This is a genomic window from Rhizobium leucaenae USDA 9039, from assembly GCF_000426285.1.
Lineage (GTDB): Bacteria > Pseudomonadota > Alphaproteobacteria > Rhizobiales > Rhizobiaceae > Rhizobium > Rhizobium leucaenae.
Map to the genome: position 1 here is coordinate 61,203 of NZ_AUFB01000011.1, position 14,446 is coordinate 75,648.

A 14,446-nucleotide genomic window follows, 5' to 3' on the forward strand; every position below is an offset into this window, starting at 1 on the left:
GCCGGTTAGCGGTGGCGACGGAACGGAGTTTTCGAACGGCGAATGAGTGAAAAACCCATCAAAATGTCTGTGGCAACGCGGATTAGAAACAATTTCCTGGCGGGCCTAATTATCTGCGCGCCGATCGCCATTACGCTCTGGCTCACCTGGTCCGTGGTCCACTGGGCTGATAGCTGGGTCAGACCCTATATTCCGGCGCGCTACGATCCCGAAAGCTATCTGAATTTCGCCGTGCCCGGCACCGGTTTGGTGATCGCGATGATCTTCATCACGATCGTTGGTTTCCTCGCCAAGAACCTGATCGGCCAGAGCATCGTCCGTTTCGGCGAATCGATCGTGCATCGCGTGCCGCTGGTGCGAACCATCTACAGGAGCGTGAAGCAGATTTTCGAAACCGTGCTGAAGGAGCAGGGCACGTCTTTCAAGAAGGTCGGCCTGATCGAATATCCGAGCCCGGGCCTCTGGTCGATGGTGTTCATCTCGACCGACGCCAAAGGCGAGATTGCCTCGAAGTTCAACGCGATGGGGCATGACATGGTGGCTGTTTTCCTGCCGCCGACGCCTGTGCCGACAGCCGGCTTCCTGGTTTTCGTGCCGCGTGAAAAGATCACGATCCTCGACATGAGCCCGGAAGATGGCGCCAAGCTGCTGATCTCCGGCGGCTTGGTCTCGCCGGAATATCGGGAAAAGCTGATCGGCAAGGAACTGCCGCCGCCGGCGCCTGTTCCCGTAAAAACTCTGTCTTAGAACCACGCTTTTTCCGATCTCTTCCTGTCTCGCCCACGCGTTTGGAGCGAGTTGTCATGTCCTTATCACGTTGCCGTCTTAGACCGTCTGCCGGAAGGCAATCGGGGCGCACCTTATTGTCGAAGTTCGACGCGGCTTTGGGCCGTGTCTGAAGGTGAATGCCGTTCCAGCAAAAGGGCTTTTTCATCAGGAGGATATTGCCTTGAAAAACTTGCGTTCAATGACATTGCCGCTGCTCTCTGCAGCGCTCGCCACTTTCGTTTTCTCCGCGCCGATCACTGCCTTTGGCGATAGTTCCGTTGCCGTCGGCGGCGTCACATTGGTCAACAAGGGCCGCGTCGCCGTCGGCCGTATCCCCGCCAATCTGCGCGACAAGTTCGGCGAGACCTTCGGCTCCGGTTCGGGTATGTCCATTGATGCCAAGAGCTGGGCGCGCAATGCCGATGGTTCCTACAAGGGTTCGCTGTGGCTGCTTCCGGATCGCGGCTACAATGCCGTCGGCACGACCGACTATCGCCCGCGCCTCAACACCATCGACATCCAGTTGACGCCGGTTGCTCCGGGCGCGGCGCCGCCAGCCGGCAAGGAACAGTCTGGCGTTGTCGCCGAGCTCGCCGACACCACCCTGCTGACCGACAACAAGGGCGCCGACACGACCGGTCTCGACCCGGCCAACGGCACCCGTCAACCGGCTGACGGTATGCCGCTGCTGCCCCAAGCGCCAAACGGCAAGATTTCGCTCGACACCGAAGCCGTCGCCCGGCTGCCCAACGGAACGATGTTCATCAGCGATGAATATGGCCCCTATATCTATCGCTTTGCCGCCGATGGCCGCATGATGTCCGCAACCCCGCCGCCGGCTGCGCTGCTACCGATGCGCAATGGCGCCGTCAACTTCGCCTCCAACAATCCCGGTCCTGGCGAATCCGCTCCGGACCCGAAGGATCCGGCCAGCGGTCGTCAGAACAACCAGGGCCTGGAAGGCATGTCGCTGACGCCGGACGGCAAGTTGCTCATCGCCGTGTTGCAGTCTGCGACCCGCCAGGATGGCGGCGATTCCAGCTCGACGCGCCAGAACACCCGCGCGCTGATCTATGATGCCGCCGATCCTGCACATCTGAAGCTGGTGCACGAATATGTCGTGCCGCTGCCGGTCTTCACCGACGCCAAGGGCAAGACGGTCGTCGCCGCCCAGAGCGAAATCGTGGCCCTCTCGCCGCAGACGTTCCTCATGCTGGCCCGCGACAGCAATAACGGCTATGGCGTGAAGGGCGATAAGTCGCTCTATCGCAGCGTCAATGTCGTCGATGTCTCGGCTGCCACGGATATTGCGGGCAGCAAATTCGATGCCGACACGGCGGTCGCGCCCAAGGGTGTTCTCGAGCCGTCGGTAAAGCCGGCTGTGGTCAGCCAGTTCATCGATATCAACGACAGCGCCGATCTTGCCCGCTTCGGCCTCCATAATGGCGCGCCGAACGATCGCAACAATCTCTCCGAAAAGTGGGAGGCCATGTCGCTCCTGAGCGTCATGGATCCGAAACTGCCGGACGACTACTTCCTGTTCGTCGCCAACGACAACGACTTCCTGACCCAGGACGGTTTCCAGGTCGGCGCGGCCTATAAAGGCGATGGCGGAGGCGATGTCGACACCATGTTCCAAGTGTTCCAGGTGACGATCCCCGGTCTTTCGGTCAAGTAACGGCCTTTGATCTGGATGGACGCGGTTGCCGCGTCCATCCACCTATCCCGCTCTCAGGAACCGGATCGCCTCGTCGCGGCGGAAGAGATAGAGTAGGGTACGCACCGCCATGCCACGCTCACCCGTCAGCTCCGGATCACGCTCGATCAGATAGGCGACGTCCTTGCGGGCGATTTCCAGGAGATCGGCATGGGCTTCGAGGCTGGCGATGCGGAAGCCCGGCGTTCCGGACTGGCGCGTGCCAAGCAGTTCACCCTCACCACGCAGCTTCAGATCCTCCTCGGCAATGCGGAAACCGTCCTCGGTGTCGCGCATGATCGACAGCCGTGCATGACCGGTTTCACCGAGCGGCCCTTTGTAGAGTAGGATGCAGGTGGACGCCTCGTCGCCACGTCCGACGCGCCCACGTAACTGGTGCAACTGCGCCAGACCGAAACGCTCGGCATGCTCGATCACCATGATTGTCGCGTCCGGCACATCGACGCCGACCTCGACCACCGTGGTGGCGACCAGCAGGCGGATATCTCCATTCTTGAAAGCCATCATCACGGCATCTTTTTCCGGCCCGCTCATGCGGCCGTGAATGAGCCCGATCCCAGGCCCGAGCGCCTTCGTCAAACTTGCGTGCCGCTCCTCGACCGACATTAAATCGGATTCTTCGGTTTCCTCGACAAGTGGGCATATCCAATACGCCTTTTTGCCTTCGGATAAGGCGCTCTTCAACCGTAAAACGATATCACCGGTCCGCTCGGTCGGAATGGTGATCGTCTGGATCGGCTTGCGGCCGGCAGGCTTCTCGGTGAGCTTGGAAACATCCATATCTCCGAAGGCGGCAAGCACCAGTGTGCGCGGGATCGGCGTGGCGGTCATGACCAGCATATGCGGCGAGATGCCTTTCGCCGTCAGCCGCAAGCGCTGGTGCACGCCGAAGCGGTGCTGCTCGTCGACGACGGCCAGCATGAGATTGGCATAGGCCACACTATCCTGAAACAGCGCGTGCGTGCCGATGACGATCTGCGCTTCGCCGGACGCGATGCGTTCCAGGATGGCGTCGCGCTCGCGGCCCTTGGTGCGGCCTGTCAGCACTTCGACGGTAAGATCGGCGCTGGCCGCAAATTTTGAAATCGTCGCGTGATGTTGCCGCGCCAGGATTTCGGTCGGCGCCATCAGCACCGCTTGGCCGCCGCTTTCGATCACAGCGGCAATGGCCATCAGCGCCACAAGCGTCTTGCCCGCACCGACATCGCCCTGCAGCAGCCGGAGCATACGCTCCGTGCCGGCCATGTCCTTGAGAATATCGGCCACGGCTTCCTTCTGACTGTTCGTCATGGAGAAGGGCAGGGATTCCAATATGTTCCGGCTGATTGTTCCCGTGGGACGCACGGGCTGGCCGGCAACCTTGCGCAGACGCTGACGTACGAGCGACAGCGACAACTGCCCGGCCAGGAATTCGTCGTAGGCAAGCCTGCGGCGGGCAGGCGCCTGCGGATCGATATCGGCAGCGTCGCGCGGCGCATGCAGCATGTGGAAGCTGTCTGAGATCGAGGGAAAGCCCTGCTTCTGCGTGAGCGCCGTATCGTCCCATTCCGGCAGGTCCGGCATGCGCGTTATCGCCGCTTCGATGGTCTTGCGCAGGAATTTCGGCGAGAGCCCGGCGGTCAGGGGATAGACCGGCTCCACCAACGGCAGGTTCTCCGCCTCGCTTTCGCGCATGATATAGTCCGGATGCACCATTGACGGCCGGCCGTTGAACCAGTCGACCTTGCCGCTGACGGTCACCATCTCATCGATCGGCAGTTGCTTTTCCAGCCATTGCGCCTTGCCGCGGAAGAACACCAGACCGAGTTCGCCGGTTTCGTCATGCAGGAAGACGCGGTAGGGCACATTGCTGCGCGCATTGGGCGGCGGCTGGTGGCGGTCGACGCGGCCGGTGATGGTGACGATCGTGCCCTGTGGCGCCCGTGCAATGCCCGGCTGCTCGCGGCGGTCGATGATGGAATGCGGCGCATGGAAGAGCAGATCGATGACGCGGCAGTCGTCGATGCTTTCCCGATCGAGCAGCTTCACCAGCAGTTCGGCAATCTTCGGCCCGACGCCGGGTAGCGAAGAGACGGAGGCAAACAGCGGATCGAGGATGGCGGGTCGCATGGCCGGCAAAATGCGACGGGGAGGGTGGCTTGGCAAGACCTGAGGGTCATGCGGGTTGCTAGGAGGCACATACTCCCCGGAAAATTACACGTCAGGTGCTTTTTTCCGAAAAACCGGTTCCCACCTTTCAAGGCTGGTTTTATAGAGACCCATCAACATAAAGGTGTTTTTGATGACTGGGCTGACTCTCAGCAGTGCCGATCTCGATCCCCGCCGCCGGCGCATTCTGTTTCGCTGTTGGCACCGCGGTATCCGCGAGATGGATCTTGTTTTCGGCCAGTTCGCCGACAACGAATTGCCGGGGCTTGCCGAGGCCGAACTCGATGAACTCGAGCGCATCATGGCCGAGGAAGACAACGATCTCGTCAAATGGATACTCGGAACGCAGCCGGTGCCGGAGCATCTGCGGACGCCGCTATTCATGCGCCTTGCCGCCTATCAGCCCGATTTCGAGCAGGTCGCCGAAAAGCTTGGGATAACCAGATGATCCCTGGTTTCGACGCGAAGAAACTGATCGCGGCAAGCGAGCCGCTGACGATCGGCCATGTTCCCGCCGGCCTGGAGCCTTTTCTGCTGGCCGAGCTGGCGAAGACAGGCCAACCGGTTGCCTATGTCATGTCCGATGGCCAGCACATGGCCGATGTGGAACAGATGCTCGGTTTCATCGCACCCGATATCCCGGTTTTAACGCTGCCCGCCTGGGACTGCCTTCCCTACGACCGCGTTTCCCCGAGTTCCGATACGTCGGCGCGCCGTCTGGCTGCGCTCTCCGGCCTGATCGCCCATCATCACAAGCCGCATGCTGCGATCGTCCTGGTGACGGTCAATGCCATGCTGCAGAAGGTGGCGCCGCAGGATGTGATCGAGAGCTTGGCCTTCTCTGCCCGGCCGGGCAATCAGGTGCGCATGGATGATATCGCCAGCCGTCTGGAGCGCAACGGCTTCGATCGCGTCGCGACTGTGCGCGAAGTCGGCGAATATGCCGTTCGCGGCGGCATTCTCGATGTTTTCGTGCCGGGTACGGAAGAGCCGGTGCGCCTCGATTTCTTCGGGGACACGCTGGAAAGCATCCGCAGCTTCGATCCCGCCAGCCAGCGCACCACCGGCCAGATCCGCTCCCTCGATCTCAACCCGATGAGCGAAGTCACGCTGACGCCGGATACGATCAGCCGTTTCCGCAAGAACTATCTTTCCGCTTTCGGCGCGGCGACGCGCGACGATGCGCTCTATGTGGCGGTCTCGGAAGGCCGTCGCTATGCCGGCATGGAACACTGGCTGCCGCTCTTCTACGAAAAGCTGGAGACGGTTTTCGACTATCTCCGCGGCTTCCGGCTGGTCACCGATCACACCGTGCGCGAAGCGGCCGAAGAGCGTTCCAAGCTCGTCTTCGACTATTACGATGCGCGTCTGAATTCCGGTCAGGCGGCCAAGGGGCCGATGGCGCAGGGCACGCCCTACAAGCCGGTCACGCCCGGCCAGCTCTACCTTGACGGCGGCACGTTCACCAAGGCGCTCGATGCCTTCAACGCCATGCGCATCTCGCCCTTCAATGAACACGAGGGCGAGGCCCGCCGCGTCGTCAGCGTCGACGCCCGCCAGGGGCCGCGCTGGGCGCGATCCGCCACCGATAGCGCCGACAGCGAGCGTGTCAACGTCTTCGATGCTGTGGTCAAGCATATCGCCGATCGCCGCGCCACAGGCGGCAAGGTCTTGATATCGGCCTGGACGGAAGGGTCGCTCGATCGCCTGCTGCAGGTGCTTGCCGAACACGGGCTAGCGCGCGTCAAGACGATCGAAGCTTTCAAGGACATTCGATCGCTGGAGAAGGGCGAGGCGGCAGCGGCCGTGCTGAGCCTGGAAGCGGGCTTCGAGGCTGGCGATCTCGTCGTCATCGGCGAGCAGGATATTCTCGGCGACCGCATGGTGCGCCGCTCCAAGCGCCGCAAACGCGCCGCCGATTTTATCTCCGAGGTCGCTGGCCTCGACGAGGGTTCCATCGTCGTCCATGCCGAACACGGTATCGGCCGTTTCATCGGTTTGCGCACCATCGAGGCGGCCGGCGCGCCGCATGCCTGCCTGGAACTGCAGTATGCCGACGATGCCAAACTGTTCCTGCCAGTCGAAAATATCGATCTCCTCTCGCGCTATGGCGGCGAGGGCACCGAGGCGCAGCTCGACAAGCTCGGCGGCGGCGCCTGGCAGATGCGCAAGGCAAAGCTCAAGAAGCGCCTGCTGGATATGGCTGGCGCGCTGATCCGTGTCGCGGCCGAACGCCTGACGCGGCATGCGCCGGTGCTGACCTCGCCGGAAGGGCTTTATGACGAGTTCGCTGCCCGCTTCCCCTACGACGAGACCGAAGATCAGATGAACGCCATCGACGCTGTGCGCGATGATCTTGGCGCCGGTCGGCCGATGGATCGCCTCGTCTGCGGCGACGTCGGTTTCGGCAAGACGGAAGTGGCGCTGCGCGCCGCCTTCGTGGCCGCCATGAATGGCGTACAGGTCGCCGTCGTCGTGCCGACGACGCTGCTTGCCCGCCAGCATTTCAAGACCTTCTCGGAGCGTTTCCGTGGCTTGCCGATTCGTGTGCAGCAGGCCTCGCGCCTTGTCGGCGCCAAGGATCTGGCGCTCACCAAGAAGGAAGTGGCCGATGGCAAGACCGATATCGTCGTCGGCACGCATGCGCTGCTTGGCGCCGGCATCCAGTTCGCCAATCTCGGCCTGCTGGTAATCGATGAGGAGCAGCACTTCGGCGTCAAACACAAGGAGCGGCTGAAGGAGCTGAAGAGCGACGTGCATGTGCTGACGCTGTCGGCAACGCCGATCCCGCGCACGCTGCAGCTCGCCATGACCGGCGTGCGCGAACTCTCGCTCATCACCACGCCGCCGGTCGACCGCATGGCGGTGCGCACCTTCATCTCGCCCTTCGATTCGCTCGTCATCCGCGAAACACTGATGCGCGAGCATTATCGCGGCGGCCAAAGCTTCTATGTCTGCCCGCGCTTAGCCGATCTCGCCGATATCCACGCCTTCCTGCAGTCCGATGTGCCGGAGTTGAAAGTGGCTGTTGCCCATGGCCAGATGCCGGCCGGTGAGCTCGAAGACATCATGAACGCCTTCTATGAAGGCCGCTACGACGTGCTGCTATCGACGACCATCGTCGAATCCGGACTCGACGTGCCGACTGCCAATACGCTGATCGTCCACCGCGCCGACATGTTCGGCCTGGCGCAGCTCTATCAGTTGCGCGGCCGCGTCGGCCGGTCGAAAGTGCGCGCCTTCGCCCTGTTCACCCTGCCGGTCAACAAGGTGCTGACGACGACGGCGGAGCGCCGCCTGAAGGTGCTACAGTCGCTCGACACGCTCGGCGCTGGCTTCCAGCTCGCAAGCCACGATCTCGATATCCGCGGCGCTGGCAATCTGCTCGGCGAGGAACAGTCCGGTCACATCAAGGAAGTGGGCTTCGAGCTTTACCAGCAGATGCTCGAAGAGGCTGTCGCCGAGGTCAAGGGCATCGATGAGATCCAGGATACCGGCTGGTCGCCGCAGATTTCCGTCGGCACGCCGGTCATGATCCCGGACGACTACGTGCCGGATCTGCATCTGCGCATGGCGCTTTACCGCCGTCTCGGCGAGATCACCGAGATCAAGGAGATCGACAGTTTCGGTGCCGAAATGATCGATCGATTCGGCCCGATGCCGCTGGAGGTGCAGCATCTCCTGAAGATCGTCTACATCAAGTCGCTTTGCCGGATCGCCAATGTCGAAAAGCTGGACGCCGGCCCGAAGGGCGTTGTCGTACAATTCCGCAACAAGGAATTCCCGAACCCGGCCAACCTCGTCGGCTATATCGCCAAGCAAGGCACGATGGCGAAGATCCGCCCGGACCAGAGCGTGTTCCTGACCCGCGACCTGCCGACGCCGGAAAAGCGGTTGCAGGGCGCGGCGGTGGTAATGACGCAGTTGGCGGAATTGGCGAAGTAAGGAGACAGTCAGTCAACAGGCCGGTGGGTGGTACTGGCGATCGAGTTCCGGCCGAGGCAGGTGATTGCACCGGAAATTGGATTGCCGCCTGGACGATTTCGATCGCAATGGGCCTTGCTAAGCAGCGGCCGAGATCGGGAATTGGTCCCAAGTCCGTCCGTCGAGGACGCGCCCCGCCCGCTTCTTATTTACGCCGCCCCATTGCTTAAAATGGAATGCAACGCTCGCCGCTACACACTGGTCCCGTATAGAACGCACCCAGGCAGGCTCCATCGGACGTGCTCCTGGGCCGCTTTCACCACCTGCAATAGCCCAATCAATGTCGGACAGATTGAGAACTCCGACGTCTGCAATAAGAGGCTCGAGGCTCAGGAATTTCACGGCCGCAGGGGTGGCACGCAAGTCATCGATGCGATGCTTGTAGTCGGCGTTCTCGACGCTTACGCCCATCCAGACATTGGCGGACCAGTCAAGACGATCTGCTATCGCGCGTAATCTGTCTGACCGCTTGGTCAGAACCTGGAATGTGTGCTGCGGGCAGTCTTTCATGACGGCGAAAACCCTGCCGACGAAATCGACTGGCACGTCTTCATGAAACAGGTCCGACATCGAGTTTACAAAGATCATGCGCCCCGTTTTCCAAGAATACGGAATAGCAAGGGCATTGTCGTCGAGGCGGATTTTCCCATTCCACTTTGGACGACCACCACTTCGTCTTGTGAGGCCCCGATATTTATCTTGGCCCATCAGAGCCAGACGTTCTGCCATACGCATGGCATAGCAGTGGGTGCAGCCGGGAGATACGATGCTGCAGCCGGCTACCGGATTCCAAGTTGCTTCAGTCCACTCGATTCTCGAATTGGTTGCCATTATGTCGCTGCTTTCGGGAAGGTTACCATCAAGCGGTCGGCGAAAGACCCGCGTTTGCGGGGTTTGCCCTGCGGATCTATAACCGTTACTGCGCCTGCGTCGTCCATCTTTGCGAGAACGTTCTTGTAATGCTTGCTTAGGTATGGCCGCCCCACACTGTGCTGTTCGTAGATCGCTCGCATCGAGGCAGTTTTTCCGACATATTCCCGCTTCAGCATTCCTTCAAGATCGTCAAGCGGACGCGCCAGTTCGAATAGGAGCGGCATCGATATATCTGCGGGTGAATATGCGAAAGAGGCGACTCCCTGATCGGTGGTCGAACTTGCGGACGCCATGATCTCTTTCATAACCTCGTAGCCTTTAAAACTCTTGGAAACGAAAACTAGATGATGCGTAAGACGTCCCTTATCGTTACGAAAACGGAACGGTAGAACAAACTTGCCACCCATCTCAATGAGGGCGTGTGACAGTTCCTCGAGGATCATTTGCTCGCGAAGGGCAGGTTTGGCACATTCGACTCGCGCTTTGAGTTCAGCCGCCCGCGTGTCCCCAAAAAGCGCTGCCATATGTTCTTGGACCAAAGGATTCGAGATACCCAGGCTGATGCGGTTGTAGTTGAAGAAAAAGACGCAGTCGCATCCCCAATCTTTAATGACACCGTTCACGAGCCGGAGGGACAAACCTTTGTATCCGAATGGATCCAAGAAGGTGAACGAAGGTATGATTTTCGTCTTCGCGAAATATTCTTCGGCGTCTTTGTCCACTGGATTACAATTTACCGTCGGCGGATTCTTCAGTCGTTCGATTCCTGGTAAGGCGTTGATCTCTGACTGCAGGCTCTGTGTGTTATTTTGGTCCATGTCGTTAAAGAGTGCCACCAATGCGGCACTGATTTTCGGGCTCTCGATCGCCTTCTGAAGCACGAGCAGTGGTGTCGAAGCCGCTCCGTCTTTGTAGCGTCCAGGTCCCGCGTATAAGTCGATATAGGCGATCTTTCCTCCCCCAAATTGCTGAGTAGCGGGGAGAACAATGTTTGCCCAAGCTGAGAAATATTTCTGAACGATTTCGGCCTTTACTGCAGATTGATCTCCGCGCTCTTCAAAGAATTTTATCGTCACAGCTGTCACCGCGCATGGTTGAAACAACGAGCGATGGTAGTGAATATGAGGCATGCCGCACAATAGAACATATAGAGAACATATGCAATCTTTTGTTGAATTTGCACTGCATAGCTTCATCTATCAACAAAACCGGTTGCGAAAACCAATCGGCATATCAGAGCCATACCGGTGGCATTGGCCTTATCGCACACGGCAAAGAGCGACCGCTGTTGGCGCTCGCCAGCAATTAAGTTTCAACATCGTGGACGGTGTCAAATTAGACCGGCGCCTAAAAACGTCAGGCTCCGCTCAATTCATCCCAGCCCGCGCTTCCGCCTTCAGCTTGGCGATATCGCGCAGCGCCCCGACCAGCACATCCGGCGTCTGGGCGCCGCTAACTGCATATTGCTGGTCGAAGATGAAGAAGGGGACGCCGTTGACGCCGATCTTCTGGGCGGCGTCGATTTCGCCGACGATGAGGTCGCGGTCGGCGTTGGAGGAGAGCAGGGTGGCGATGACGGAGCGGTCGAGGCCGGCCTTTTCGGCGATATCCAGCAGCACCGCATGATCGCCGACATTGCGGCCTTCTTCGAAATTGGCCTTGAAAAGGGCGGTGACCACCTTTTCCTGCTTCTCGCGGTCCTCGGTTCCCGCCCATTGGATGAGGCGATGGGCGTCAAGCGTGTTCGGGCCGATCTTGATCGCTTCGAAATCGAACTTGATGCCCACTTCGCGGCCGAGATCGGTCAGCATTTTGTGGGCTTGCGCGACGCGCTCGGCGCCGCCGAGCTTCTGCTCAAGCGCCGTTTTCTGGTCGACGCCTTCAGGCGGATAGTCGGGATTGAGCCGATAGGGCCGCCAGTTGATGTCGACACCCACTTCGTCCTGCACCTCGGCGATTGCCAGCTCCAGCCGAGCCTTGCCGAGATAGCACCACGGACAAACGACGTCCGAGACGATATCGATCGTGATGCGTTCCATGGCTCAATCCTTCCGCTCTATGGGGCTTTAACGTGCCATCTAGGCCTTTGGGCTGGCGGCTTCAACCAGTTACCGAAAAGGAACCGGGCAACAATTGGCGGCGGAAGCCTTTATTGCACCGACGCATCCCACCAAACGGGCAATTGATAGCCATAGAGCGGCAGGACATCGGGATGAGCGATACGGCTGCGCCGCGCCACCCATTGCTGGTCGATATGGTAAAGCGGCACAAGGTAATAGCCCGAGATCAGGATGCGGTCGAAAGAGCGCACCGCATCGCGAAAATCTTCGGCCGAGTGGGCCGTCAGGAAATGCGACATCAGCGTATCTACATCCGGGTCGGCGACCCCTGCGAAATTGAAGCTGCCTTCGGTTTTTGCGGCGGTCGAACTCCAGCGCCCGAGCTGTTCGGTTCCCGGCGATAGCGACGAGGGATAAGACTTGATGATCATGTCATAGTCGTAGCTGATCGTCCGGCGCTGATATTGCGAATCGTCCACGGTGCGGATCGTCACCGCGATGCCGAGCAGCGCCAGGGATCGGCGATAGGCGATCGCGATACGTTCCTGGTCGGCATTCTGCGTCATGATCTCGAAGCTGAGCTGACGCCCGGCGCTATCGACCATCTTTTCGCCTTTGATCGTGTAGCCGCCTTGCTTCAGCAGGTCGACGGTCTTGCGCAGGATAGCCCGATCACGGCCGGAACCGTCGCTGACAGGCAGCTTGTAGGTGCCATCAAGCACGTCGCGATCGATACGATCCTTGATCGGGCCGAGCATGGCCAGTTCATGCGCATCGGCGGGCACGCCGAACGACGAGAGGTCTGAGTTCTGCCAATAGCTCTCCGTGCGCGTATAGGCATTCGACGAGAGATTCCGGTTCACCCATTCGAAATCGAAGGCGAGCGTGAGTCCCTGGCGCACTTTCTTGTTGGCAAAGATCGGCCGCCGCGTATTGAAAACAAAGCCGAACATACCGCTCGGCAACTGCGGCTTAAAAACATCCTTGATGACGGCGCCGGAAGTCACGGCCGGGAAATCATAGGCCACCTGCCAATGGCCGGGGCTGCCGTCTGGATAGATATCGATATCGCCCTTCTTGAAGGCTTCGAACAGCGTGGTGTCCTGCAGGAAATAATTGACTGATATCTCGTCGTAATTGTCGACGCCGACCTTTGAGGGGATATCCTTGCCCCAATAATCGGGATTGCGTTCAAAAACGATGCGCTGGCCGGGATCGATGCTCTTGACCCTATAGGGGCCGGAACCGATCGGTATGCTGAGCGTGGTCCGGTCGAAACTATCGGAATCGATCGCATGTTTCGGCAGGATCGGCAACGACGAGGCAATGATCAGCGGCGTTTCGCGATTGGCCTTTTCGTTGAAACGGACCAAGACGCTGTGGTCGCCGACTTTCTCGATTTTGCCGACGGCATCGAGCCACGAAGAAAACGGTACGCGACCCTTATCGTGCAGCAGTTGGAAGGTGAAGATCACATCCTCGGGCGTCACTGGCTGCCCATCCGACCACTTGGCGTTCGGATTGAGATTGAACTGAATATAGCTGCGGCTGTCGTCCCATTCGACCGTTTGGGCTAGCAGCCCGTAAAGCGTGAAGGGCTCGTCGCGCGAGCGCTGCATCAGCGATTCGTAGATGAGATTGCCGTAATCCGGGTCCCACATACCGCGCGCCGTCGTGCGCATGCTTTTCAGGATGAAGGGATTGAGATTGTCGAAGGTACCGACGACGCCATAGTTGATGTGGCCGCCCTTTTTTACGTTCGGATTGACATAGGGAAAATGCGTATAATCCGCCGGCAAGGCAGGATCTCCATGCATTGCGATACCATAGAGCGGCTGGGCGGCCGCCGCACTGCAGAATGCTGAGAAGATCAGGAAAATAGCGATCCGGAGCGCTTGCATGGCATCCTTTCCGGTAAGGGGCATGATTCTGCGGAACCTTATCATGAGAGTGCCGAATCCAACACGCGCTGACCGGAATTCTTAAGTCTCGACAGAAAAGACCAAAGAAAAGCTGGATATCCGCGCCGGTGCGATGTAACAGGGGTGCCGGGTTTCCCGGGTCATGCATTTGCCTTAATCTTTCGACAGGTGGACGGCAGTTTGACCCGATTGGCATGGGGCGGCAGGCTGTCGTCCCGCATCGGATTTCAGGAGGCGTTTTCGCTATGACGTTCAAGACTGACAACAAAATGCGGGCAGGTCTTTCTGCTCTGGCTCTCATGATCGGTGCAGCGCTTCCGGCCGCTGCTTTCGCTCAGGAAGCCTCAGACGCAGCTCCCGCTGATGGCGGTGGCAACCCCGCCCAGCCGCGCCTCGGCTGGTACAAGACCTGCACCAAGCAGGACGACGCCGATATCTGCATCGTTCAGAACCTGATCATGGCCAACAACGGCCAGTTGGTGACCGCAGTCGGTCTCATCTCGGTCGACGGCAAGGTCAACCGCAAGATCCTCCAGATTTCCGTTCCGACCGCACGTCTGATCGCTCCGGGCATCACCATGCAGGTCGATGGCGGCAAGGGCCAGAAGATCGATTACGCCGTTTGTTTGCCGGACAAGTGCACGGCCGAAGTGCCGCTCACCGATGCCATGATCGCATCCTTGAAGAAGGGCACCGACGTAACCTTCACCTCGATCAATTTCCGTCGCGCTCCGAACCCGATCAAGATCTCGCTCGACGGCTTCGGCGCTGCCTATGACGGCCCGGCGATCTCCGACTCGAAGCTGGCCGAAAGCCAGAAGAGCCTGCAGGACAGCATGCAGAAAAAGGCCGAAGAAGCCCGCAAGAAGCTGGAAGACGCCCAAAAGGCTGCAAAGCAGCAGTAAATCGCAGCGTTTTCACAATTACATGAAAAGCCCGGTCGAACCGGGCTTTTTTATTGGCCGTATATCCAG

The 14,446-nt window shown here is 59.6% G+C and carries 10 protein-coding genes; 5 read left to right on the top strand and 5 right to left on the bottom strand.

Features of this window, described 5'->3' with window-relative positions; all coding sequences use genetic code 11:
• Window positions 1–42 precede the first annotated feature (42 nt).
• Window positions 43–747, top strand: coding sequence for a DUF502 domain-containing protein (locus tag K290_RS0117710; RefSeq protein ID WP_028753179.1), 705 nt, complete (start codon window positions 43–45; stop codon window positions 745–747).
• Window positions 748–949: 202 nt separating this feature from the next.
• The gene (locus tag K290_RS0117715; RefSeq protein ID WP_028753180.1) at window positions 950–2,446 is read left to right on the top strand and encodes an esterase-like activity of phytase family protein; all 1,497 of its coding nucleotides are present in this window, start codon (window positions 950–952) and stop codon (window positions 2,444–2,446) included.
• A 42-nt stretch (window positions 2,447–2,488) separates the two neighbouring features.
• On the opposite strand, the gene recG is transcribed toward K290_RS0117715, so the two are convergent.
• Complete coding sequence (gene recG / locus K290_RS0117720) at window positions 2,489–4,594, bottom strand: ATP-dependent DNA helicase RecG (RefSeq protein WP_028753181.1); 2,106 nt, start codon at window positions 4,592–4,594, stop codon at window positions 2,489–2,491.
• 172 nt (window positions 4,595–4,766) lie between these two features.
• Between recG and K290_RS0117725 the strand changes: the two genes are divergently transcribed.
• Together K290_RS0117725 and mfd are read left to right on the top strand one after the other, a co-directional pair.
• Window positions 4,767–5,081 (top strand): FAD assembly factor SdhE, encoded by a 315-nt coding sequence (locus K290_RS0117725; protein WP_028753182.1) that lies wholly within the window; start codon window positions 4,767–4,769, stop codon window positions 5,079–5,081.
• Entirely contained in the window at window positions 5,078–8,578 is a 3,501-nt protein-coding gene (gene mfd / locus K290_RS0117730) for a transcription-repair coupling factor (protein WP_028753183.1), read from the top strand. The genes K290_RS0117725 and mfd overlap by 4 nt, the downstream gene beginning before the upstream one ends.
• 117 nt (window positions 8,579–8,695) lie before the next feature.
• On the opposite strand, the gene K290_RS0117735 is transcribed toward mfd, so the two are convergent.
• The 4 genes from K290_RS0117735 to K290_RS0117750 all read right to left on the bottom strand — a co-directional run bounded on the left by K290_RS0117735 (window position 8,696) and on the right by K290_RS0117750 (window position 13,451).
• Window positions 8,696–9,448: a DUF5131 family protein gene (locus K290_RS0117735; RefSeq protein WP_028753184.1), complete on the bottom strand. Its 753-nt coding sequence runs from the start codon at window positions 9,446–9,448 to the stop codon at window positions 8,696–8,698.
• A complete protein-coding gene (locus tag K290_RS0117740; protein ID WP_028753185.1) occupies window positions 9,448–10,566 on the bottom strand; it encodes a three-Cys-motif partner protein TcmP in 1,119 nt (372 codons plus the stop codon). The genes K290_RS0117735 and K290_RS0117740 overlap by 1 nt, the downstream gene beginning before the upstream one ends.
• Before the next feature lie 291 nt (window positions 10,567–10,857).
• Window positions 10,858–11,529 (bottom strand): DsbA family oxidoreductase, encoded by a 672-nt coding sequence (locus K290_RS0117745; RefSeq protein ID WP_028753186.1) that lies wholly within the window; start codon window positions 11,527–11,529, stop codon window positions 10,858–10,860.
• A gap of 110 nt (window positions 11,530–11,639) precedes the next feature.
• Window positions 11,640–13,451, bottom strand: a complete 1,812-nt coding sequence (locus tag K290_RS0117750; protein ID WP_028753187.1) for an extracellular solute-binding protein — start codon at window positions 13,449–13,451, stop codon at window positions 11,640–11,642.
• A 266-nt stretch (window positions 13,452–13,717) separates the two neighbouring features.
• Between K290_RS0117750 and K290_RS0117755 the strand changes: the two genes are divergently transcribed.
• Window positions 13,718–14,377, top strand: a complete 660-nt coding sequence (locus K290_RS0117755) for an invasion associated locus B family protein (RefSeq protein ID WP_028753188.1) — start codon at window positions 13,718–13,720, stop codon at window positions 14,375–14,377.
• Window positions 14,378–14,446: the final 69 nt, after the last annotated feature.

Coding starts and splice junctions, on each gene's coding strand:
- K290_RS0117710 (WP_028753179.1), top strand. CDS start 43: ATGAGTGAAAAACCCATCAAAATGTCTGTGGCAACGCGGATTAGAAAC.
- recG (WP_028753181.1), bottom strand. CDS start 4,594: ATGCGACCCGCCATCCTCGATCCGCTGTTTGCCTCCGTCTCTTCGCTA.
- K290_RS0117725 (WP_028753182.1), top strand. CDS start 4,767: ATGACTGGGCTGACTCTCAGCAGTGCCGATCTCGATCCCCGCCGCCGG.
- mfd (WP_028753183.1), top strand. CDS start 5,078: ATGATCCCTGGTTTCGACGCGAAGAAACTGATCGCGGCAAGCGAGCCG.
- K290_RS0117735 (WP_028753184.1), bottom strand. CDS start 9,448: ATGGCAACCAATTCGAGAATCGAGTGGACTGAAGCAACTTGGAATCCG.
- K290_RS0117745 (WP_028753186.1), bottom strand. CDS start 11,529: ATGGAACGCATCACGATCGATATCGTCTCGGACGTCGTTTGTCCGTGG.
- K290_RS0117750 (WP_028753187.1), bottom strand. CDS start 13,451: ATGCAAGCGCTCCGGATCGCTATTTTCCTGATCTTCTCAGCATTCTGC.
- K290_RS0117755 (WP_028753188.1), top strand. CDS start 13,718: ATGACGTTCAAGACTGACAACAAAATGCGGGCAGGTCTTTCTGCTCTG.